Genomic DNA, 21835 nt, shown 5'->3' on the forward strand with positions numbered 1-21835 from the left:
CCGCCTCGCGATGTGCTTCCTACAGGCCGTTCGAAGCGAAGGAGCTGAAGAAGCCTTCGCCCGGCTCGTCAGGCGTCCCGAAAAGAAGAGCCCTGTCGAGCAGGACGTTCTGCTCCTCGCACGACGTCTCCGGGGCGAGGACGCAGGCGTGACAGGCCGCGAGATTCAGCCCGTCGGTCCCGGTGCCGACCGACTCGATGCACACGGGGTCGGAGGAGCACCACGACAGCCGCTCGAGGCCGTCGACGACCAGTCGACCGACGCGGTCCTCCTCCGCCTGAGCCGCCAGGCCGCCCAGACTTCCGGCGGAGTCCGACGTGGCGGTGTACAGCAAAACCCCGGACATCGAATCGTCGACGTACAGCCGCTCGCGGATGGAGGCTGCCGGGTAACCCGCCTCGAGCGCCAGCTGGTCGATCAGTACGTGGGCGAACGTGTGGAGCAGGACGTGAGCGATGTCGACCTCCCGTGAGGGTGGTCGACGGGCTGCCTGATCGGCCTTGTCGGACGCGTCCTGCAGGAGCTTCCTTCTCCGCTCTGCGAAGCGGTCGTGCGCCCAGCGCTGAACGGCCGCGGTGTCGATCTGGAGGAAGACGCCTTCCCCGAGTACCTCGATCGCGGGCAGCCAGGTCTGTCGGTGCTGGCTGAGTTGGCACAATCGGGGATCCGAGGGGTCGGACACCGCGGACAACCGCGAGAAGCCGAACAAGGCGCGGACCTCACGGAGTCGGGTCACTTTCCGGACGGCCGAGACATGATCGGCGAGCTCGGCCGGTACAGGCCTTTCCAGGCAGACGAAGTCGGAGCCGTCCCGCTCTTCCGGACGTCCCTCCAGGAGGGCCCGGTACTCGTCCCGGCGTAGGGACGCCTCGGTCAGGTCGTCCTCTGCCGCCTCGGCCTCGTGACGGCGACGCGTCTCGCCGATGATCTGCTCCGCAGTGAACCGCCCACGGCTCTTCTTCACCAGGCCGTCGATGAGCCACGGCGCATCGACCGACTCGGGGGATCTGAGTGAGTCCCATTCCCGGTCCACGAACCGAGCGAGTGCCTCCGAGAACGGAGGGATGGAGATCGCCGACCGGACGGCGGGGAACCACACGTTCGACGCGCCTCGCTGCAGCGTGCAGGGTGTCTCGTCGCACTCCTGGGACGCATTCGGGCCCAACCAGGGACGTTCTCCCCGGCAGCGGGTGATGCCCTTCAGCGCCGCAGCATCGAAGGAGCCGTCCAGCCCCACGGGCGGGATCCCGCAGGAGCATTCGACGATCAGGTCCGCCAGGGACGAGGTCCGGCCGCGGCTGACCAGACGCAGTTCGTGCTTGCCCTCGGACCGTTCCCCTCGGCCGGCGTGCGCCCAGCTGAAGTAGGGGAACTCCCCGACATGGCCCATGCGGCAGGCGACGATGAGACGGGACGGAGTCAGCGGAGCGGACGGGCGGCAGAGGTTGCACACCGCCTGGTTCCACGGTGATCGGAAATCGGACGGGAGACCGATCCGTCGGCAGCTCGGGCAGATCTGCATCTGCGGGAACCTGACGACGGGCACGTCCCGACGGCCGCCCGCGGGCGGCATGAGGAGGGACGTGACTCCGAGCGACCGGGCCAGACGGGGCTCGCTCGCCACGTCGGCTCGCTTCTCGTCCCAGTGCTCGAGGCCGGCGATCATGAAGCTGGTGTTCTCGGACGGGAAGAGGCCGCCGACGCCGAACGTCGAGATGAGCTGACTGCGGCGCGCCTTCGGGGTCTGGTTCATCGTTCCTTCCTCAGTGCCACCTGGTACAGGCCGCTCTCGGCGTCGACGTCCCGGAGGCTCTGCAACGTCGGCCAGGGCACCTGGCCCTGATCGAAGTCAGGGATGTCGTCGTTGACGAGCATGGTGGCGGGATCGACGAGCAACGACGCGTCCCAGTTGTTGCGCAGCCAATAGGCGAGCCCCGGCTTCGACTCCGCGGCTCCGAGCCACTCCTCCACCAGGTCGTCGAGTTGCGCAGCCGTCTCGTCGCCGTCGTCGGAGCAGTCCTGAGCCCGTCGGGCGATGATCGCGGCCGCCAGCTCGAGCTTGTCGCGCTGACCGGCCGCCATGCCGGCTCCGGTGTTGGTGCTCAGGTCGTTGAAGAGCAGGCGGACGATCGACGTCAGCACGCCGTGCAGACCCCGGTCACGAGCGCGGGCGGCGAACGGCGTCGCGCTCGTCGCCTCCACGGACCTGTACACGGACTGGTGGAAGGGGATGAAGTTCTCGAAGTGCGAACGGTCCCTGGAGCGAGCGGAGTTGAACATCGTGACGACCAAGCCAGGATGCTTGCGCCCGACGCGGCTCGTCGCCTGGATGTACTCCGCGCTCGACTGAGGCTGGCCCATCACGGCCATCACTCCGAGCCGGTCCACATCGAGGCCCACTGAGATCATGTTGGTCGCGAGCACGACGTCGTCGGCCCCACGGTCGTCGACCCTCACCTCGAGGTGCTTCAGCCTCTCCGGGATCTCGCGGGCCCCGACGCGGCTCGTGAGTTCCGACAGTTGCCGAATGGGTCGCTCCTGCGTTCCGGCCAGACGGGCGAGCAGGCCGAGGCGGATCTTGACGTCGTCGCGGACCTGGAGCTCGGCGGAACCCAGGACGCGCAGACTGCTGAAGTAGCCGAGAAGCGTCCAGTACGGATCACGTGTGTCCACATCGCCGGGGATGTCCTGGGCGCTCTGCAGCAGCGACGCGTACACGCGGATCATGAGGGACTGGTGACTGGTGCCGGGCGCCATGACTCCGACATAGGCACGGTCTCCCAGCTCCGTCGACGGCGCCGGCTCGGCGAAGAACGAGAGATCGGGATCGATCCCCGGTGGCGGAAACTGGGCAGCCTCTCGATTGAAGACCGAGTGCACCTGCTCGGTGGCCCGCCGGATCGTCGCCGTCGAGGCGATGACCTTGGCGCGACCCCGGGGTGGTGCGAACGGATCCGCACTGTCGACGGCGCACGCCGCGTCCACGGCCGTCTCGTAGAGCCCGACCATCGAACCGAGAGGCCCGGAGATGAGGTGCAACTCGTCCTGGATGACCAGCTCGGGTCGGTGTCCCTGACCGTCTCGCGCGAACAGGGACCCCGCCCTCTCGGTCCAGGCCATCCGCGCGAATTTGTCCACGGTGCCGATCACGAGCTCAGGCCGTTCGCGGTAGACGTCCTCGTCCACCAGGTGCACCGGAAGGCCGGAGGAGAAATCGCATCCCGACCGACCGCAGGCGACCCTCAGGTGTCGATCCGGGTGGTTAACGATGGCGTATTGGTCCGGGCCGAGAGTGCCGCCGCACCACGGGCACTTGAGCAGCTGGATCGGGTTGCCTTCTTCGACGTCGTGCCCCTTGCCGAGCTTGTTGAGGGCCTTCCGCGCGTCGTCCAAGGTGTTGGGAGTTGCGGCCCCGCCGACCCACAGGCCGATCGAGAAGCGGTCGGTCCCGAGTTCCGGTCGCTCACGGCGCAGGCACTCGAGTGCGCAGATGAGCGCGGTGGCACGCTCGAACTGCTGGATGGTCAGTAGTCGGAGCGTGTATCGCATGATCACCGCCACGCCGGTGGCCGACGAGTCGCGGAGCCGTCGTCGCGCGATGGTGAAGGCGATCAGGCCGAGGTATGCCTCGGTCTTTCCACCACCTGTGGGGAACCACAGCAGGTCCAGGGTGTCCCGATCCGGGTGCTCAGGATCGTTGAGGCCGGCGAGGTTGAGCAGGATGAACGCGAGCTGGAACGGGTACCACCGCTGCTCGTCACCGTCGTCCACGGTGCCCTCGGCACCGTTGCGGATCCAGTCCTGCCGGGCCCGCTGGAGCTGCATCGCCTCGTTCATGATCCGGAAGGCCCGCATCGCGTCCGGATCCGTCGTCAGGACATCGATCCCTGCCTCGATGCGGGCGGCGGCTTCCTCGGCCTGCTGCATGTGCCGCCGTGCGACCGGTCGAAGTGCGTCCTCGACGCAGTCGTCCCGCTCGGCACGCGACTTCTCCTCACCGATCCAACGCCGGTACGCGTGCACGACCTCAATGAGGTTCGACAGCACCGCCTCGTCCTCGGCCCGGGCCAGGAAGGACATGCGAAGGTCGGCTCCCGGCACAGGACTGGGCTTCGCCCGTTGCAGCGAGTGCTGAGGGATGAACGTCGTGCGGACCGAGGCAACGCGCGAAGCGCCCGTCCGGTCCCATGTGGCGGCGCAACCGTGACCGGACGCGAACGTGTGCGCGTTCCTGTACAGCAGGGCTCCGGTGTCGAGGTCGTCGTCCTTGCCGATGGTCGGCGACGTGGCGCGGTCGACGATCGCGGGCTCGGCCGTGGTCGCTTCGATCTCGACCTGGAACCAGCTCTTCTCGTCCCGGTGACCTGCGGTCGACGGCTGCTTGTTGATCAGGGCGGCAGTCACCGTCACCAGCCCGTCGGAGGGCTTGCGGACGAGGGCGTACAGGTCGAGTCCAGGCACGATCTCCTGGCGACGACTCGTCGAACCGTCGAGCCGGATCGGGACAGGCGCGAGGTGGACAGGCGAACGCTTCCAGGTGACCCGGTGCTGATCACGCGCACGCGACCGCTGGTCCGCTTCGGATTGCACCTCGTCCCCAGGGAGGTACCGGGCTGCCGAGACCCGGATGGAGACCTCATCGACGACGTTCGCGTCGACCGTGAAGGTGATGCCCGCGGACGAGGGGTAGCGCATGCGCGACTGCGAGACGGGGAGGTCGGTCGGGCCCGTCTCTTCACCGGCTCCGTCGACCGGCTCCTCCGCCACCGCGTCCTGGGTGCCGCTGTCGGCCGGCCACAGCACCCCGGCGATGTAGCGGTCGAGAGGGGACTCGTCGATCGTCTCGTGCTCGTCGCCCCCACGCGGGCCGATGAGGTCGTCGTGCAGCCGCCGGACCATCTCGGTGCGGAAGGCGTACTTCTCGGTCAGACCCATGCGTTCAGCTCTCCCACTCGCTCTTCCAGTCGGGCCAGGCCAGTCCCGTCAGACGGGGCACCAGCCAGAGGCCGCTGCCGGCGAGGCCGGCACGTCGTGTGTATTCCGGGTCGCCGGCGACCGTCTCGACGGATGCGACCGCCAGGCCGTTGATCCGCCGAGGCCAAGACTGGCCGGGGCGTCGGCGGCCGAAGGTGGATACGAGGGCCCTGCCGAAGTGCTCGGATGTGCGACCGATAAGTGCGTCGCCGTCGGTGAGCCGCAATGCGTACCGCGGGGCTTCGACCGGCGTGTCGTCCTCGCGGACGGCGGTGACGGCTGCACCCACGAGCTCCGCCCCGAGCAGGCACTTCTGCACCGCCTGACCATTGCCGCCGTCCTCGGTGACCGGCTGCAACACGTCGACGTCGGCCGACGTGGCCTCCATGCCGCACGGATAGCGCTTCTGGCCACGGAAGACATGTACCGCCCACCGGCCCGACCGCAGCTCCGACGTTCGGACCGCCTCCCTGGGTGGCCCGCACACGTAGAGCTCGTCGCGTGCGCGGGAGAGAGCCACGTACGTGACCCTCATCTCGGCCTCGGGATCGTCAGCGGGAAGACGTCTTGTGTCCGCGGGCATGTACAGCACCCGGTCGAACTCCAGGCCCTTGGCGCGATGGATCGTCGACACGACGACGGTCGCGTCATCGGAGGCCGCAAGCCCCAGGGGGACGGAGCGGCTGCGGAGCGCCGTGCGCAGCGTCCCGAGGTCCAGGAGATCCCGCTCGTGGGTACGCCCCTCAGTTTCCTTGAGGGAGACCCACGCCTCCTCCGGATCCACTCCGGGAGCTGCTGCAGCGATCAGATCGATTACCTCGTGGCGGTCGACCGCCGGCGTGTCCATAGATCCGAGCGCGGAGGCCACCCACGGTGCGACGCCCACGTCCCGGAGGGGACGGCGGAGGACGTGGCGGACGCCTGCCTCACGAAGCAGCTTCGAGGCCGTGAGGGCTTGGCCGTTCGTCCGACACAGCACGGCGGTCGTCGCCGGAGAACGGTCCACGAGGTTGGTGGCGTCGGCCAAGGGCCCCAGATCCAGGAGGATGTCGACGAAGTCGGAGACGGCGGCCACGGCCGCCGCGGGTTCGTCCGAGGAGCGGATGGATTCGCCCAGCTCGACGACCCAGCGAGGTTCCTTGCCGCGGGCGCGGTAGTCCACCTCCAAGGCCGTGCGACGCGCGCCGAGGTCGTCGACGAGGCGGCTCATGAACTGCTGCGACGTGGTCCTGCTCTGGGCATCCTCGAGCTGCCAGTCGTAGATCGCCTGGAGGGGGTCGCCGAGGGCGGTGAAGCCGCAGTCCGCGTCGACCTGCTCGAGCAGCGCCAGGGCGAGCTCCGCCCGATCTCCGACGAGGTCTTGGACCTCGTCCAGAAGGACGTGTCGAAGGAGACCTACGCGCGTCAGGTCCTCGCGGCGTAGGACATCGGTCGCGGCCCTGATCCGCCTGTCGAATCCGCCGATCGAGGACGGATCCTCCCCGGCCTCCAGCAGGAGCTGGCTCGCGAACGAGTCGAAGGTACTGATGCCGACCGCGCCGGTACCGCGCTGCTCCAGCCGGCGACGGGCCGCGGCGACGGCGGCGCGCGAGAAAGTCAGGACGAGGAGCTCCTCGGCCGGGTTGAACCCGTGGTACTGGACCAGCTCGTCGACCCGGCCGGCGATGACCTCCGTCTTACCACGGCCCGCTCCGGCGATCACCAACAGGCGCTCGGTGGCGTCGGCCTCGACGACGGCGCGCTGACTGTTGTCGAGCTCGACACTCATGCGCGCTCCCGCCACAGAGCGTCGAAGTGGTGGAAGGCGAGCCGCTCGCCGAAGGCGTCGATGTTGTCCTTGACGTTGACGATGAGGACCTCCTCGGAGCCACCGTTCAGCGGACCCCGGAGACCCCGACCGATCATCTGCTGGTAGCGGTTGAGGCTGAAGGTGGGCCGGACGACGTAGACGGCACCGACCTTCGGCGCGTCGAAGCCTTGGGAGAGAACGTTGTAGTTCGTCAGCACCCTGATGTCACCCGACTGGAACTGGCGAACCCGTTCCCGGCGCTCGGCCGGGGTGGTGTAGCTGGAGATGGACGCTGCAGGCAGACCTTCGGCATCCAGAACAGAGGCCAGGATCTCCGCATGCTGGACCGATGCGGCGAAGACGAGCGCCGTCGAATCCTGCCCGACCTTGAGGAGCGAGTCGATGATGCGGTGGTTCCTGTCCTCGTCCCGGGCCACCTGCGCCAGGTCGATGCGGTTCTCGAGCAGATGGGAGCCGTCGCCGTCGTCCGTACTGCTCGAGAAGCGCAACGGCGTCAGGCGCATGCCCTCGAGCTCCTCGTGCCGGACGCGGGCGAGGATGCCAAGCCCTTGGAGGTACAGGTGCGGGTCTTCCTCATCGAAGAGCCCGTCGGTCAGGAGGTTCCCGTCGTAGCGATTGACGAGCTGCTTCGTCTGGTCCTCGTTCGTGCCTCGGTAAGGGGTGGCCGAAAGACCGAGCAACGGGCGTTCGCGCTGACGAGTGCCGCGCTCAAGCCAGTTGAACAGCGCCGTGTACGTCTTCGACACGGAGGTGTGGGCCTCGTCGACGACGACGATCGACGCCTGCTTCAGCCAGTCGTACCGGTCCTGGATGGAGACGGAGCTCAACTTGTCGTCGGTCGCCACGACGACCTGCGCCCCGCTCTTGACCCGCGCGGCGTCGTTGGAGGCCCAGAGGCGATTGACGGTGAGACTCGTCCGGTGCGCCCCGACGGCTCGCCACACGTACGACCACGTCTCGACGGCCTGCTCGCAGAGCTCGTCGCTCTGGGCGATCCAGACGACGAGGGCCTCGGGGTCCTCCTCGCGGATGTGGTCGATGACCGCCTCGACCGCGACGCGTGTCTTGCCTGATCCGGTCGGCAGCGCGACAAGCCCTCGGCTCAGCCCCTCCGCCCGGAGCACCTTCCGGACTCGCTCGACGGTCTCGGCCTGGTAGTCGTGGAGCCGGGGCAGCCGAACCGGGCCGTCCACGAGTTGTACGGCCGCTCGCTGTGGCGTACGTGAGCCCGCGTACTCGTCGGGCAGCCCGAGCTTCTCGGTGAAGGCAGCAGCTGTGCTGCCCCCGTTGAGCACGGTGGGCACCGTGATGCCCCTAGCTTCGATGGCCGGGGTGAGTTTCCGGATGATCTGGGTCCCGGCTGCGGTTCTGGCCATCCGCGCGATCTCGACCGGTTCGAGCTTGCGCCGCTGGCGTGCTTGCGCGACCTCGATCGCCTCCGCCGGCACGAGCTTGCGAAGCTCTTCCTCGCCGGCCAGTGCAAGGAGCTTGTCGTCGACCGACGAGGCGGCCCGGACCTTCTTGGCGACGTCGCTCTGCTCCCGGCGAAGACCGATCTCGATCGTCTGCTGCAGCTGTCGCTGATCGAGCCCCAGACGAAATCCGCCGTTCACCGCTTCGAGGAGCTCGGTCGGTGACATGTCGTCCCGGAAGTAGAGGACGTCGCCTTCCGTGACGGATCGACGGTCGGCCACCGATTGCGTCGATCCCTCTTCTGCGACGACCTCGATGGCCAGCTCGGTGCACGGCACCAACGTGTAGGACGGTGACACGGTCGGTGCGGTGACCCGGAGACCGGGGAACCGGTCGATGACAGGAATCGGCTCGCCCGACGGCGCGGACAGCACTGTGCGCCGGAGCATCGACCGCGCGTCACCGAGTTTCCACAGGTTTCGGAGAGTTTCGGCGTCGCGGTCGGAGTCGACCAGGACGACGTCGGCCGAGTCCTTGAGGAGCGAGAACGCGACCGGGTCGTCGGTGACGACGACCTCTGCGGACGGTGCGTCGCCGATGCCACCCGCGTGCTCGATGCGCAAAGTCGGTGGCCGAGTTGCGCCGGCCCGTGCGGCGGCCGGGTACAGACGGTGAACCTTCGTGATGTCGAAGGTCTCCTGGGCAAGGACGAGAAAACGCGACCACCAATCGGCGTCCACCGTGGTGCGGATCCCGAGGGCGGTGATTGCCTTGTCGTCCAGGCCGACCGGCACCGGAAGCAGGTCCGCGGCGACGCCCTCCACCGGACCGACGGCGCTCGCTACCGGGCACGGGCCCAGCGGGGTGTCCACCAGGCCGTGCTTGCGGATCCACCAGACACCCGGGTTGGTGAACAGGACCGGCTCGATCGAACCACGGGTCTCCGAGTACACCGCCCAGCTCTGCGTCGCGAGGGCCAGTGCCTCGCGCGTCATGGCTACACGCGCCAGAGTGGACAGCTTCGGCAGCAGCGTCAGATGGGCAGCGGTCGGTCCCGGCCGCACAACGATGGACGTCGGGGACACGCGAGTGCCCCAGGAGCCGGCCGCCTTCACGAATGTCGATCGAGCCTCGTCCAGCCACGTCTCGTACCAGCTCTCGTCAGGCGGCCGAGTCGTCAGGCGGGGGCCCGGAACCGCACCGAGCCGAGCGAGCAACTGGTGATCAGAGGCGTGGAACCGCATGTCCACCGCGAATTCGGCGTCACGCGATCCGTCGGACGGAACGATGGTGCCGGGAAGCAAGCACGCGTCGATCGGTGCAGGTTTCGCTGCGAGGCTGCGAACCGGCGTCCGACCCCGTCCGAAGCCGGATTCCATCGCCTGCGCGGCTTCCTCGGCCCCGACCTGCCGCGCCAGTTCCCACAGGCGAGCCACGTCCGGACCTTTGGTCTCCCCTGTTGCCATCCTGGCGACGTGGGCCGAGAGACGACCCACGGCGTCCAGCGGGCGAATGCCCAGTCGACCGAGCGCAGCAGCGGTCTCCGGATCCCGGGCGAGTTCGGGATGGACGAACCCTTGGCCGGCGGGCTCGGACGGATCAGGAAGGAAAATTCTCCCGGGCAACGGCGGGGACAGGCGTCCGTCCGCGCACATGACGGTGGTTGCGCGGCGAACAGCCTGAAGCTGTGCTGCGTCGCCCATGTTGATCAGATCCGCCAATTGGACGGCCACCATGGAGCCGCGAACACTGCTGGCTGCGAGCGCCTGCAGCCACTCCTCGGTGGTCGACTCGGCGACGCGCGCGATCTCGTAGAGCCGCGTCGCCTTGGCTCGTCGTTCCGTCCGGTCGTCGACCGATGGATGGATCCAGTCCGTGGGACCTTCGGAAACCCCTGCCCACATCGAGGCCCAGCGACTGTGGTCCGTGAGGAAGCGCGGGCTCAGTTTCACTTCCGGGATACGGCGAGGTGTTCCGGTCATGTCCGGAATGCACGGCGCCTTCGCCACCTCGCGCATGACCGGCACGTTCAGTGAGTCGTCCGCCCAGGATCTGATCTCTCGACCGCGGGCGGGAAGGATTTCGATGATGCTCGAGGGATCGTCGGGCTCGACGAGCTCGTGGAGGTGCTCCGCCACCATGCCGGGAAGCACCTGTTCGAGGATCTCCCGGTTGTAGGGGCCGTCAAGGATGTCGTGGCGGTCCTCGGTCGTCTTGAACGGTGCATTGATGATGCCGCTCAGCGTCGTGCGCGAGTTTGTGGGGAAGAAGGCCCAGAACTGACCGGCTGCCGCGCGGCCGCGGTCCGGTACCGCCCACACCACGTCGATGCGGTCACGCCCGGCGATCTCACCCGCGTCGGCCCGAGCGGCGGGGGAGGGGCGGTGATCCGCTCGGAAGACGTGCCACGAGGTGGAACCGCCCGGGCCCACCAGCTCGACGCGAGAGCCCTCGCGCTGCGCCGTCCAACTGCGTCGCCTATTCGTGCTCCGATCGTCGAGGTCGAGCCGGCGCACGTGGGGGCTGAAGAGCATGAACTCCGCAGGGAAGCGCTGGAGCTCGTCCGACAACCAGTCCACATCGGGCCGAAGTGGAAGACGGACGACCGTTGTGGACCACTGCATGAGTTCAGCGAGCACGGGGTCGTCGGCTGCAGCCTGCCCGGCGTCGACCGGCTCGGCCAGCCGAAGGACCGGAGTGCGCTTCGCCGTCGGAACGACCTCGAGGATGCGGCGCCGCGACTGAACCCTGTCCCAGCGGAGTGAGCCCGAGGTGCTGATGATCTCCGGGGTGTCGCTGAGTCCCAGCACCGACTTGAATCCCAGGCCGAAGCGACCGATCTGATCGCTGCGCTTGGTCGACAGGTGAGACGCCATGAGAGCTGCGACGCCCGAAGGTCGGAGCGGTTGCCCTTCGTTCGCGCAGTAGAGCGCGTCTCCGGTCAGCACGATCGCGACCCGGCCCGGGCTCGAGATCATCGCGTCGGCGCTGTTCTGGAGGAGCTCATGGAGCTGCTTGCGGCCGTACCCGCCCTCGACGTTCGAGATCTCGATGCCGGCGTCTTGTTCGACGAGGTTGGGCTTGGCGCGGTAGGCGTCCAGGCACTGGCGCGCTTCCGTGATGACTGCCTGACCGACGTCGCCGTCAGACCCCGCCCATCGCCTGCTGTTCACGCTCGCTTCACCCGTCCCCGTTGATTACGCCGGCGGACGGTAGGGGGAGTCCGACAACTTCCGAAGACTCGGCCACCCACCGTTTGCGGCTCGACCCGGACCGTAAGCCGATGTCCCTCCAGACTCCAGCCTTTCCAGACCTGAGTTCTCCGTTGTGGGGACGGTGCGCCAGGTGGTGCACCTGCGAGTCTCAGGCATCACTGAAGAAGGCCGCCCGCGGCGTGTAAGTGGTCACCCGAAGCAGCTCCACCGCATTCGGAAGGGGGCGCCGAACAAGATCGGTCGCATGAGGTCGTCGCACGCGCTGGACGGACGCTTCTGGCGGACCCAGTAGAGCTCCTCGGCCCGGGGAAGGCGCACGAGGTGGTGTCGTTCAACGTCAGGAGGGACTGCCCCGGGTTCGGTTGACTCCTTGCCTGTGAGGCTTCGGCCTCGCTGGAGGGATCAGCACCGTGCCCAAGCCGTTCCCGCCGGAGTTCCGGCGTGACGTGATCGCCGTGGCCCGCAAGGGCGAGGCGTCGATCTCCCAAGTCGCGCGAGACTTCGGGATTTCAGAGTCCTGTCTGCAGCGCTGGCTGAAAATTGCCGACCGGGAGGACGGCCTCGCGCCACCGGCCAGCGGTGACCGAGGCGGTGGTGGCCAGGACGAGTCTGCCGAGCTGCGGGAGCTGCGCCGGCGGAACAAGCTGCTGGAGCAGGAGAACGAGATTCTGCGCCGAGCGACGGCCTACTTCGCCCGCGACGTCCTCCCAGAATGACCTACCCGCTGGTCCGTGGACTCGCCGCCGAGCACATCCCCTTGGCGGTGACCTGCGGGGTGCTGGGCTTCTCCAAGCAGGCCTACTACGCCTGGCGCAAGAACCCGGTGAGCCAGCGCGACTGGGACGACGCGCAGCTGATCAACGCCGCCTACGACATCCACCGCGACGACCCCGCCGGCGGCTACCGATTCATCGCCGACGATCTCAGCGAGCAAGGCATCGCCGCAGGTGAGAACCGCGTCGCCCGGTTGTGCTCGCAGCAGCGAATCTGGTCGATTTTCGCGAAGAAGCGGGGGTTGAACCGGAAGGCCGGCCCGCCGGTGCACGACGACCTGGTCGACCGCGTCTTCATCGCCACCGCGCCCAACAAGCTGTGGCTGACCGACATCCCGAACACACCGCCGAGGGCAAGCTCTACCTCTGCGCAATCAAGGACGTCTACTCAGGCCTGATCGTCGGCTACTCCATCGACTCGCGGATGAGGGCCTCCCTGGGCGGTGGCGGCGCTGCGCAACACCATCGTCCGCCGCAGCCCGGTAGGCACGACGGTGCACTCCGACCGCGGCAGCCAGTTCCGGTCGAATGCCTTCGTTCGCACGATCAAGAACAACGGCCTGGTCGGCTCGATGGGCCGGGTCGGTGCCTGCGGTGACAACGCGGCGATGGAGTCGTTCTTCGCACTGCTGCAGAAGAACCTGCTCGACCGGCAGCGGTGGGCGACTCGAGAAGAACTACGGCTGGCGATCATCACCTGGATCGAGCGGACCTACCACCGCCGGCGCCGGCAACGCCGTCTCGGACGACTCACCCCAGTCGAGTACGAGACACTCAGCCTCGCCGCTACCGCGGCCTGATCACCACACCCGACGAGTCTGCTGAACTCGAGACAGTCCCGTCGCCGTGGACGTCGAGCTGTGCTGCTACCACGACCACGAGGCCGAACATCTTGTGTGCGTGGTCGCGGCCGTCGGCGCCGAGGCCCTGCTCAACAAGTCGTACCATGCGCTCTTCATGTGCCCCTGGGCGGACGGGAGTGGCCGGTGTTGGCGCTCCAGCGCGCTGGCGAGCCGGCGCTGGCATGCAGATCCGCATGTCGGGGGACAGACACCTGGCGATCGCGGGCTGTCCACAGCGCGGGTCGGTCGGCACGGCTTGCTGCGGTCTCCGCCAGGACGATGCGTAGATCAGCTACCGACTCCGCCGAGCCGAGGCTCGCCAGCAGCCACCGCCCCCGAGCCGACCCACTGCGCAGGCCCTTCCACCAAGATGAGCGTTGACGGGAAACCGCTCGCCCGACGGTCTACCCCAACGTGGGCGATGGCGAGCGCCGGTGGCAGAAGCGCTTCCTCAGCGGTCGGATAAGTTGTTCTGAGGAGGGTGACGTGACGAACCCGGGCACGTGGCACGATTCCGCCCCGACCAGGAAGGTCGACTGGCCGGTCGCAGTGGCCGCCTGGACACAGGCCACCGAGGTCATCCTCGAGCACGTCGCGGCCGAATACGGCGCGACGATCACCTACGAGCAGCTCCGCGAACGGGTCTTCGACGCCACCGGGTACCGCACCAGGATGCTGCCGCACCAGTGGGCGAGGCAGGTGCTGGGACCGCTGCAGGCCGCCACGCTCACCGGCGGCAAGCCCCCTCTGTCCGCCCTGGTGGTACGGGTGGGGGCGAAGGGCGTCGGCGACGGCTACGTCAATCACGAGCACCCTGCGGGTTTCGACTCCTCCGTCGAACGGCAGCGTGCCGCGGCCGCTGACCGCCTGACGTGCTACCGGGCGTACTGCGATGACGTCCCCGACGACGCGGCGACGCAGATGACAGAGCTCTACACGACGAAGGAGGCCGGCCGGCCGCAGCTGGAGCCGCGGGCTCGCCGTCCTGCCGCCCCCACCCCGCCGTCCCCTCCGCGGACCTGCACCACGTGTTGGACGGCGCTCCCGGCTTCGGGACGCTGCGACTTCTGCGACTGACACCTCCGGCCGCCGCGCCTCACGAATCCGCAGCGGCCGACAGCCCCGCCCCCCGGCGATTCGGGTCCTCAGGCCTCGAGCGCGCGAGCCGCCCCGCCCACGAGGGCGGTCAGACTTTCCACGAAATCATCTCCGCGGTGGGTCAGCGACGAGTCGCGCAGCGCGAATGTGCGGACATCCGGCTTCTCGGCTGCCCCGTGCTCGATCCGGAGGTCGAACCCGTCGTCCCGATCGCTGTCGGGAACCTTGGCGATGCTCCGCACCGAGGTCCACGGGACGTCCTGGTCGACGTCCCCGTCACTGAGGAAGTTGCCCTGGCGGACGATGAGGATGCGGCTGCTCGTGAACACGAGGTAGCGCTCCAGCTCCAGCCAACCGCCGGACTTCGTCACCGCGACCAACGCCTCGCTCTCCCGGAGGATCCAGCGGAGCCGCGAGGTGATCGCTTTCAACGGGGTGTGAGGCAGGAGGGCGAAATCGACCGGGGCCGGTGGCGGATCGGCCTCATAGGCGCCGTGATGGCTGGCAAGTGCGCCGAGCTGAGTTGCGACGCGGCCGGCCGCATCGCGTACTGCTTCTCGGTCCCGCGCGCCCGGGAATAGCTTCTTCCAGGCGGACCCCGTGCCTTCGTCCAGCATGCGCAGCAGCCGGTAGACGTCCTCGAGAAGAGGGAAGGCCACCGCGCGCACCTCTGCATCCCTCCGCTGGGCCCCCGCGAGAACCCGTTCGAGGAGAGCGGCATCCTGGGGATCGTCCGCGGCGGTGCGGTAGAGGTACCCCGCGCGCAGCGCTTGGTAGCGGAGCCACGCGCTGTGCGCCATCAGCAGCGTCTGCGCCTCCTGAGTGACGTTCCGGGCGTTCGTGTCCAGCCAGGCACGGCGGGCTGTCGAGTTCTCCAGTGCAGTGAGCTCCTCGTGGTGCCGCCGCGCGGCCCGCAGTGACAGCTCCAGCAGCTCGCGCAGCTTGGTTTCGCTCGCCTGGGCCTGCGTTTGTGCCCAGATGCTGGGTGTCACTTCCCCCAGCGCGTTCGCATGGCCGAACTCCTCGGCGATCGCGTCGAAGTGCGACTTGGCGGTCGCCCACCGCTCGTCCTCGACCGCCTGAAGCAGCGACCGGGTGAGAGCGATGTTCTCCTCCACCAGTTCGGAGATCTCGGCGAGCTGCGCCTGGATGGCCATGATCGCCGCCGCAGGGCCGGCGGATGCGGCGACCGAGGCGGCACCCTGGGCGCCAGCCGGAGCCCAGCGCACCGAGTGCGCGAACTGGTTGCCGTTCTTCAGCGTTCCGAGGTTCCAGCCATCCTTGGTGAGCGGCGTCGCCCCTGCCTTCATGGCAGCGATGGTGTCCGGGGAGAGGCGAACCAGGCCCCGTGCCGAGTTGATGCCGTGGGCCACCTGAGCGGCCAGGTTCGCGCCGCCCACCGTTTTAGCCGCCACGTTGGTCGCCTTCGACCTTGCCGCTCCGGCGTCGAACGTCAGCGGCACGACGTGGGTGCCGAGAACGGACAGGTCCCCACTGGCCAGGTATAGGCCGGGCACCGACGTCTCGACGAGTGCGACGGCGGCTTGGTCCTCGGCCCGGTGGACAGCGTCCGTGCCCGGCTTTTCGTCCCACATGTCGACGTGTGCGTCCATGCTTCCCCCGTTATCGTTCCGGCCTTCAGCAGGACTGTATGCATGGGTCCTCGCCGGAACGTGACGCCCGCGCCCACGGCGACGGTTGAGACTCCTGCGTTCGTTATTTCGGCTTGGTCCCCTGTTCCGTCACGTCTCGAGACGGTGCAGCGCTGCGGCAAAACTGTCGTTCCACAGGCCTAGGTGGGGCCAGCGCTCGGCGACGTGCGCCGTCGCCTCCTCGACCGACATGCCCTGCTCGCGCACCAGCCAGCCGCGCAGCACCAGCCCGGTGCGGGAGGCGCCGCCGTGGCAGTGCACCAGCAGCCGGTGCCCCTCCTCCTGCAGCGCCGCCATGTCGTCCAGGACGTCGGCGAGCATGACGTCGAGGTCGGCGTTGTGGTCGTTGTCGGCGATGTAGGCCATCCGGTGCACCGGGTGCGGGAACGGCTCGCCCAGCCGGCACAGCGAGATGACGGCGAAGTCCTTGTCGCTGAACCGGGCGCCGTCGAGGTTCCCGGCCCAGATGCCGGGCAGGACCTCGGTCGGGCCGATCCGTGGGATCACGCCCGGGTCGTAGTTCTGCTGCACACCGCCGTCCAGCGTGGCGGCGAGCTGCTGCAGGTCGGCCAGCCGCCAGACCTTGTTGCCATGGCCGGGCACCTTGCCGTGCACCGCCGACGCCCATCGGCTCGGGATGCCGCCCATGCCGAACACCGCACCGGCCAGCCCGCCGGCGACGCAGGCCACAGTGTCGGTGTCACCGCCTAGATCGATCACCAGCCGTAGCACCTCGGCGAAGTCCCGGCCGTGCCGCAGCGCCCACACCGCCTGGCCGAGCGTCGGCCACACCGCGCCGTTCGGCTCCGTCGCGTCCGCCGGATTCCACGACGGCGCCAGTACCGCCGCCCACCGCTCACGGTGCTCGGGCAGCATCGCCTCCAGCGCCGTCGTGATCGCCGCCAGCGGGTCGCCCCCGTCCAGGGCCACCCGCATCAGCTCGTGGAAGATCGCGCAGCCCTCGCCCGCCGACGGGTCGCCGTGGGTCAGCGCCGAGATGCGCCGGGCGGCGTCCATCGTCGCCTCGCGGCCCTCACGGGAGAACCGGATGGCGGCCGGCGTCGTCCGCATCAGCGAGCCGTTGCCGGCCGCGTGCCCGGACCGGGTGAAGTGCTCGGCCGCGGCGACGTCCCACGGCCGGCCGGAGCCGAGGACGGTGCGGGTCTGGTTGCCGATGTCCGGCGGCCCGGCCTCCGCCCACGCGCGGAACCGGTGGAAGACATCGGCCTCGTCGAGCCCGCGCCGCTCCACCAGCGACGTCGCCACGAGCAGCGCCATTTGTGTGTCGTCGGTGAACTCACCCGGCTCCCAGCCCAGCGACCCACCGCCGCACATCTCCGTCTTCGAGCCGCGCGCGGGGGAGGGAAAGCGGGTGGAGAACTGCCCCGGCGGGCCGAATTCGAACGGTGCACCGAGCGCGTCACCGACGGCCGAGCCGACGAGGGCGCCCGCCACGCGGTGGGAGCGGTGCATGCGCTGGGTCACTCAAGCCTCCTGGGCGACGGCGGAGAGGTGGACGGGTGCGGTCGTGCCGGCGGACCCGTGCCGCATGGCCAGGTGAAGAGATGGTGCCTTGTCAGCGGGCCTGGACGAGCAGCGGCTGGGCGACCTCGCCGATCGAACCGCGCTCGTCCGACAGCTCGCCGTGGCACAGCCCGATGCCGTCGGCGGCGATCTGCGTGCGGCAGGCGAGGTGCACCCACTCGCCGTCCGGCTCGCGGGTCAGGTGGGTGGTCATGCCCGGCGGGATGGACCACCAGCTGTCGATGGGCAGCTCCACGGAGATGCCGTTGGCGGCGTCGGCGGCGATGAGCGCGCGGTCGAGACCGGTGAGGGGCAGCCCTGCAACCAGGGGGACGCACACCCGGGTCCAGACGTCCGCGGGCCCGGGTTCCTGCGGTGACCCGGCGGTGTAGCGCCACTCCAGGGCCTGTCCGAAGCCCCAGTCGGGCAGGCCGAACAGCACCTCCGGCGAGGTATCGGGGACAGCCGGTGGCGGGTTGAGCTCGGTGACCACCGGCGGTGTGGGTCCGACGGCGAGCGACCACACGCGGGCGACGGCGACGGTGCGGCCGTCCACGGTCATCACCGCCTCGGTCAGGTCGATCCGCCGTCCCGGGCGGACGGGGGACACCTCGACGGCCAGCTCGCGGCGGGGGATGGCGCCGAAGAAGTCGACGCTGATCCGCGCCGGGCGGGAGCCTCCCCCCGTAGCGCGGGCGGCGGCGGCGGCGAGGTGGGCGAGCAGCGCGGACGGCGGTCCGCCGTGCTGGGCGCTGTGGTCCCACGGGCTCTCGGTGGCCCGGGTGGGCGCGAACCGGTTGTCGCCCAGCGGCAGGTAGAAGGCCTCGAACTCCATGCGTTGCAGTCTGGCCGAGGCGGTCACCCGGTAGTCGGGCGGACGTGCCGTCGCCCGATCGGGTGGCGCTGCGGCGGTCGGCTCTGCGGACGGCCGGTTGCTGTCGGTGGTGCCTGTCATGGTCCGCCCTGCCGCCACGGGGACGGCGCGGACCAGGGGGTGGCATGGGCGGATCGGTCGGTGTGCAGGCGGGGCGGGTGTGCCCCGGATGCGGGCGGGAGGACTCCATCCCGGTCGTCTACGGATTGCCGGGCGGCGACCTCTTCGAGCAGGCGGAACACGGGCGGGTCGCACTCGGCGGCTGCCTGGTGATGGACGAGCAGCCGGCCTTCGTCTGCCGGAGCTGCGACCTGGAGTGGGGGAGCGAGTCCGACCCCACCGCCGACGAGGCCGAGCTGGCCGGGCTGCTCGACGTCGGGCACGCCGACCTCGTCCGGGCACTGGGTACCGGGTGGCGGCGCGAGAGCGCGGCCGACGGCCAGGACGGCGTGCGGTGGTTCGTCGGCGGGGAGCCGGCGCAGCTCGCGCTGGGCGTGCAGGGCCCGTGGTTCGTCCTGGCCCGGCCACTGACATCCTGGGGACAGCGCCGTCCCGGCCCGCTGATGGGTGACGAGCCGCGGCTGACCCGGGACGACGTCCTGCACCAGCCGGACCTCGTGGCCGAGATGGCGGAGGCCATCGCGTCGCACCGGCGCCGGTCCTTCCGCTGGTGCCGCACCTGCCGCCGGTCCACCGCGCCCGAAGCGTTCGTCGCCGCAGAGGGGGCCTGCGCGACCTGCGTCGAGCACTTCATCGATCCCTGATCCCCGCCCGTCGCCAAGGCCTCGCCCGTCGGGAGTAGGCAGCCCGCCGTCGGCCTCCTCCGGGCCGGCGGAGGTTCCGATGGGAGGACGTCAGGCCAGCGGCGAGTGCGGGGGATCGACAGTGCGGAATGGTGCAGGACCGGGCCGGGTGCCTTCCGGCCTCCGGACGTCGCGCACCGGCCGGGTGCCGCAGTGGGTGCTCGACGAGGCGAGCGGTCGGGCGCCCACCCCGGAGCCCTGGCGCACCTGGTCACCCCGTCCGTCGTTCATGCGCCCGGCCCGGCCCGGCGCCGCGGCCGTCGTCTGGCATACCTGGTCGCCGTCCTGGCGGGCGTGGGTCTCCTCTGCGCCGTGGTGCTCGACCCCCGAGGTGTCGGAGGGGTGATCGGCGACGCCAGACCGGCGAACTGGCCGACGCCCGGCTTCGACGCCGCTGATGCCCCGCTCGGCACCCCCCGTGCCGGCACCGAGTCCCGGTGGCACCCACCTCTTCATCGAAGTGCAGGACGACGGCGAGCGACCCGTGGCCTACGACCCCTGCCGACCGATCCACTACGTCATCCGTCCCGACCATGCGCCGCCCGGGGGAGACGCGCTGGTCCACGAAGCCTTCGCCAGGGTTACCGACGTCACCGGCCTGCGATTCGTCTTCGACGGCGCCACCGACGAGTCAGCGTGGGAGGAGCGCTCGAGCTTCCAGCCGGACCGCTACGGGGACCGTTGGGCGCCCGTGCTCGTGTCATGGCAGACGGAGGCCGAGAATCCGGAGCTGGCCGGCTATGTCGCCGGGCTCGCCGGCAGCGCCATCGTGGAACCGCCCGGCGGCCCGCGGGTATTCGTCACCGGCGTCGTAGGACTGGACGCGGACGCTTTCCAGGACATGCTCGCCCATCCGGCTGGGGTCGCGGGTGCGCGCGCCGTCGTCCTCCACGAGCTCGCCCACTTGGTCGGACTCGCACACGTCGCGGACCCCGGTCAGCTGATGCACCCGATGACGGACACCGTGCTGGACTTCGCCACTGGTGACCTGACCGGTCTGTCCCAGCTCGGGGGAGGGGAGTGCGTCCCGACCGTGTGAGCGGACTGCCGGGGAACGTCGGGCGGAGGCAGATGTGCCCTGCGTGGAGAACTCGGCTCCCGGTTCGGCGGAGATGTCGGTGTGGCATGTCACGCTGCCGGGACGATCCATCCGAGCCGGCCACGGGGGCAGAGGCATGACCACGTCCGCGGTGCGCGCATGACGGCGCGCGTCTTCCCGAGCAGTCCCGTCTTCGAGTCGCACGCCGAGCGGCTCTTCGCCGAGGCGCTGCGCGACCAGCTTCCCGACGACGCGGTCATGGTCTGCGGCCAGCGGTTCAGCGACCGCCGGGAGGACCGCGAGGCCGACGTCATCGTCGCCTGGCCGGGTTTCGGGATCGCCGTCATCGAGGTCAAGGGCGGCAGCGTCCACCTCCGCGGCGGGGAGTGGCGGCAGGTCGGCGGCGGGATCGACAAGCAGATCCGGCCGGTCGAGCAGGCGCTGCGCTGCAAGTACCTGCTGCGCGACTACCTGCGCCGGGACCGTCGCTGGACGGCCGGCGACCCGCGCATGGTCCACCTGGTCGCCCTGCCGGCGACGACGCTGCCGGACGACTTCGCCGCCCCCGACGCGCCCCGCTGGATGGTCCTGGACAAGGCGGACCTGTCGCAGGCAGCGGCCCGGGTGGCGAGCGCGCTGCGGCAGTGGGAGAGCGACGTCGAGCCGCCGACGGCCGAGGACGTCGAGGCGTTCGTCGACTGCCTCGCCGGGGTCGGCATCCCGCAGCAGGACCTGCTCGCGACGCTGCACGAGCGCGAGGCCGAGTGCGACCTGCTCACCCGCGACCAGGCGCGCGTCCTCGACTGGCTGCGCTCCAACCGGCGGGTCGAGGTGCGCGGCGGGGCCGGCTCGGGGAAGACCTGGCTCGCGCTGGAGAAGGCCCGCCGGCTGACGCTCGAGGGGGAGCGGGTCGCGGTGATGTGCTACTCCCGCGGCCTGGCCGAGTACCTCCGCCGCCGGGTCGAGACGTGGAAGCCGAAGGAGCGCCCGGCCTACGTCGGAACGTTCCACGGGCTGGGCATCGACTGGGGCGTCACCCCGGGATCGGACGACGACAGCGGCTACTGGGAGGAGTACCTTCCCGAGCGCATGGTGGAGCTCGCCGGCGCGCTGCCCGTGGCCGACCGCTTCGACGCGATCGTCATCGACGAGGCGCAGGACTTCGCCGAGAGCTGGTGGCCGGCCGTCCTGGCCGCGCTGCGCTCACCGGACGAAGGCTGCCTCTACGTGTTCGCCGACGAGGGGCAGCGGGTCTTCGCGCGCCAGGGCCGCCCACCGGTCGCGCTGACGCCCTTCGACCTCGACGAGAACCTGCGCAACACCAAGCAGATCGCGGGCACGTTCGGCAGCCTGACCACCAGCCAGATGCGCTACCGCGGTGGCGACGGCGTCCCGGTGCGCTTCGTCCAGTGCGACACCGACGACGCCATCGGCGCGGCGGACGACGAGGCGGCCGCGCTCCTGGACGCCGGATGGCCGGCCGAGTCGGTGGCGCTGCTGACCACCTATCGGCGGCACCCCGTCCAGGCGGAGCGCCAGACCGCCGGCCAGGACGCCTACTGGGACTCCTTCTGGGGCGACGACGACCTGTTCTACGGGCACGTGCTCGGCTTCAAGGGCCTGGAGCGGCCGGCGGTCGTCCTCGCGGTCAACGGCTTCCGGGACGAGGAGCGCGCCCGCGAGATGCTGTACGTCGGGCTGTCCCGCGCCCGCGACCTGCTCGTGGTCTGCGGCGACCTGGAGCTGATCCGGCGGGTGGGCGGCCCGGCCGTGGCTCAACGGCTCGCGCAGTCCGCCGACTCGACGCCCACCGGCTGA

The 21835-nt window shown here is 69.8% G+C and carries 12 protein-coding genes and 1 pseudogene; 6 read left to right on the plus strand and 7 right to left on the minus strand.

Annotated features, from left to right (window positions below):
• Positions 1-19: 19 nt before the first annotated feature.
• From drmB to ACI79S_RS02210, 4 genes are read right to left on the minus strand one after another with little or no spacing between them, the layout of a single operon-like run.
• The gene (gene drmB / locus ACI79S_RS02195; protein ID WP_456591805.1) at positions 20-1753 is read right to left on the minus strand and encodes a DrmB family protein; all 1734 of its coding nucleotides are present in this window, start codon (positions 1751-1753) and stop codon (positions 20-22) included.
• Positions 1750-4935, minus strand: a complete 3186-nt coding sequence (locus ACI79S_RS02200) for a helicase-related protein (protein WP_456591806.1) — start codon at positions 4933-4935, stop codon at positions 1750-1752. The genes drmB and ACI79S_RS02200 overlap by 4 nt, the downstream gene beginning before the upstream one ends.
• Positions 4936-4939: 4 nt before the next feature.
• The gene (locus tag ACI79S_RS02205) at positions 4940-6742 is read right to left on the minus strand and encodes a UvrD-helicase domain-containing protein (RefSeq protein ID WP_456591807.1); all 1803 of its coding nucleotides are present in this window, start codon (positions 6740-6742) and stop codon (positions 4940-4942) included.
• On the minus strand, positions 6739-11370 hold the full coding sequence (locus ACI79S_RS02210) for a DEAD/DEAH box helicase (protein WP_456591808.1): 4632 nt from the start codon (positions 11368-11370) through the stop codon (positions 6739-6741). The genes ACI79S_RS02205 and ACI79S_RS02210 overlap by 4 nt, the downstream gene beginning before the upstream one ends.
• Before the next feature lie 452 nt (positions 11371-11822).
• Here ACI79S_RS02210 and ACI79S_RS02215 point away from each other — a divergent pair.
• A pseudogene (locus ACI79S_RS02215) lies at positions 11823-12985 on the plus strand (IS3 family transposase).
• A 528-nt stretch (positions 12986-13513) separates the two neighbouring features.
• A complete protein-coding gene (locus ACI79S_RS02220) occupies positions 13514-14104 on the plus strand; it encodes a hypothetical protein (RefSeq protein ID WP_456591809.1) in 591 nt (196 codons plus the stop codon).
• Between the two features lie 68 nt (positions 14105-14172).
• Here ACI79S_RS02220 and ACI79S_RS02225 read toward each other — a convergent pair whose 3' ends face one another.
• The 3 genes from ACI79S_RS02225 to ACI79S_RS02235 all read right to left on the minus strand — a co-directional run bounded on the left by ACI79S_RS02225 (position 14173) and on the right by ACI79S_RS02235 (position 18136).
• A complete protein-coding gene (locus ACI79S_RS02225) occupies positions 14173-15738 on the minus strand; it encodes a hypothetical protein (protein ID WP_456591810.1) in 1566 nt (521 codons plus the stop codon).
• A gap of 129 nt (positions 15739-15867) precedes the next feature.
• Complete coding sequence (locus tag ACI79S_RS02230) at positions 15868-17262, minus strand: ADP-ribosylglycohydrolase family protein (protein WP_456591811.1); 1395 nt, start codon at positions 17260-17262, stop codon at positions 15868-15870.
• A gap of 91 nt (positions 17263-17353) precedes the next feature.
• Positions 17354-18136, minus strand: a complete 783-nt coding sequence (locus ACI79S_RS02235; RefSeq protein ID WP_456591812.1) for a thioesterase family protein — start codon at positions 18134-18136, stop codon at positions 17354-17356.
• A gap of 164 nt (positions 18137-18300) precedes the next feature.
• Between ACI79S_RS02235 and ACI79S_RS02240 the strand changes: the two genes are divergently transcribed.
• The 4 genes from ACI79S_RS02240 (at position 18301) to ACI79S_RS02255 (ending at position 21835) form a co-directional block, all read left to right on the plus strand.
• The gene (locus tag ACI79S_RS02240; protein ID WP_456591813.1) at positions 18301-18939 is read left to right on the plus strand and encodes a hypothetical protein; all 639 of its coding nucleotides are present in this window, start codon (positions 18301-18303) and stop codon (positions 18937-18939) included.
• A gap of 148 nt (positions 18940-19087) precedes the next feature.
• Positions 19088-19324 (plus strand): hypothetical protein, encoded by a 237-nt coding sequence (locus tag ACI79S_RS02245; protein ID WP_456591814.1) that lies wholly within the window; start codon positions 19088-19090, stop codon positions 19322-19324.
• A 138-nt stretch (positions 19325-19462) separates the two neighbouring features.
• A complete protein-coding gene (locus ACI79S_RS02250; RefSeq protein ID WP_456591815.1) occupies positions 19463-20017 on the plus strand; it encodes a matrixin family metalloprotease in 555 nt (184 codons plus the stop codon).
• Between the two features lie 159 nt (positions 20018-20176).
• Positions 20177-21835, plus strand: a complete 1659-nt coding sequence (locus tag ACI79S_RS02255; RefSeq protein ID WP_456591816.1) for an NERD domain-containing protein — start codon at positions 20177-20179, stop codon at positions 21833-21835.

The sequence above is a fragment of the Blastococcus sp. SYSU DS1024 genome (assembly GCF_054050795.1).

What these genes read in the sequence shown, in the direction of transcription:
- ACI79S_RS02200 (WP_456591806.1), bottom strand. Translation starts at nt 4,935, where the DNA reads ATGGGTCTGACCGAGAAGTACGCCTTCCGCACCGAGATGGTCCGGCGG.
- drmB (WP_456591805.1), bottom strand. Translation starts at nt 1,753, where the DNA reads ATGAACCAGACCCCGAAGGCGCGCCGCAGTCAGCTCATCTCGACGTTC.
- ACI79S_RS02205 (WP_456591807.1), bottom strand. Translation starts at nt 6,742, where the DNA reads ATGAGTGTCGAGCTCGACAACAGTCAGCGCGCCGTCGTCGAGGCCGAC.
- ACI79S_RS02225 (WP_456591810.1), bottom strand. Translation starts at nt 15,738, where the DNA reads ATGGACGCACACGTCGACATGTGGGACGAAAAGCCGGGCACGGACGCT.
- ACI79S_RS02240 (WP_456591813.1), top strand. Translation starts at nt 18,301, where the DNA reads ATGGGCGGATCGGTCGGTGTGCAGGCGGGGCGGGTGTGCCCCGGATGC.
- ACI79S_RS02235 (WP_456591812.1), bottom strand. Translation starts at nt 18,136, where the DNA reads ATGGAGTTCGAGGCCTTCTACCTGCCGCTGGGCGACAACCGGTTCGCG.
- ACI79S_RS02255 (WP_456591816.1), top strand. Translation starts at nt 20,177, where the DNA reads ATGACGGCGCGCGTCTTCCCGAGCAGTCCCGTCTTCGAGTCGCACGCC.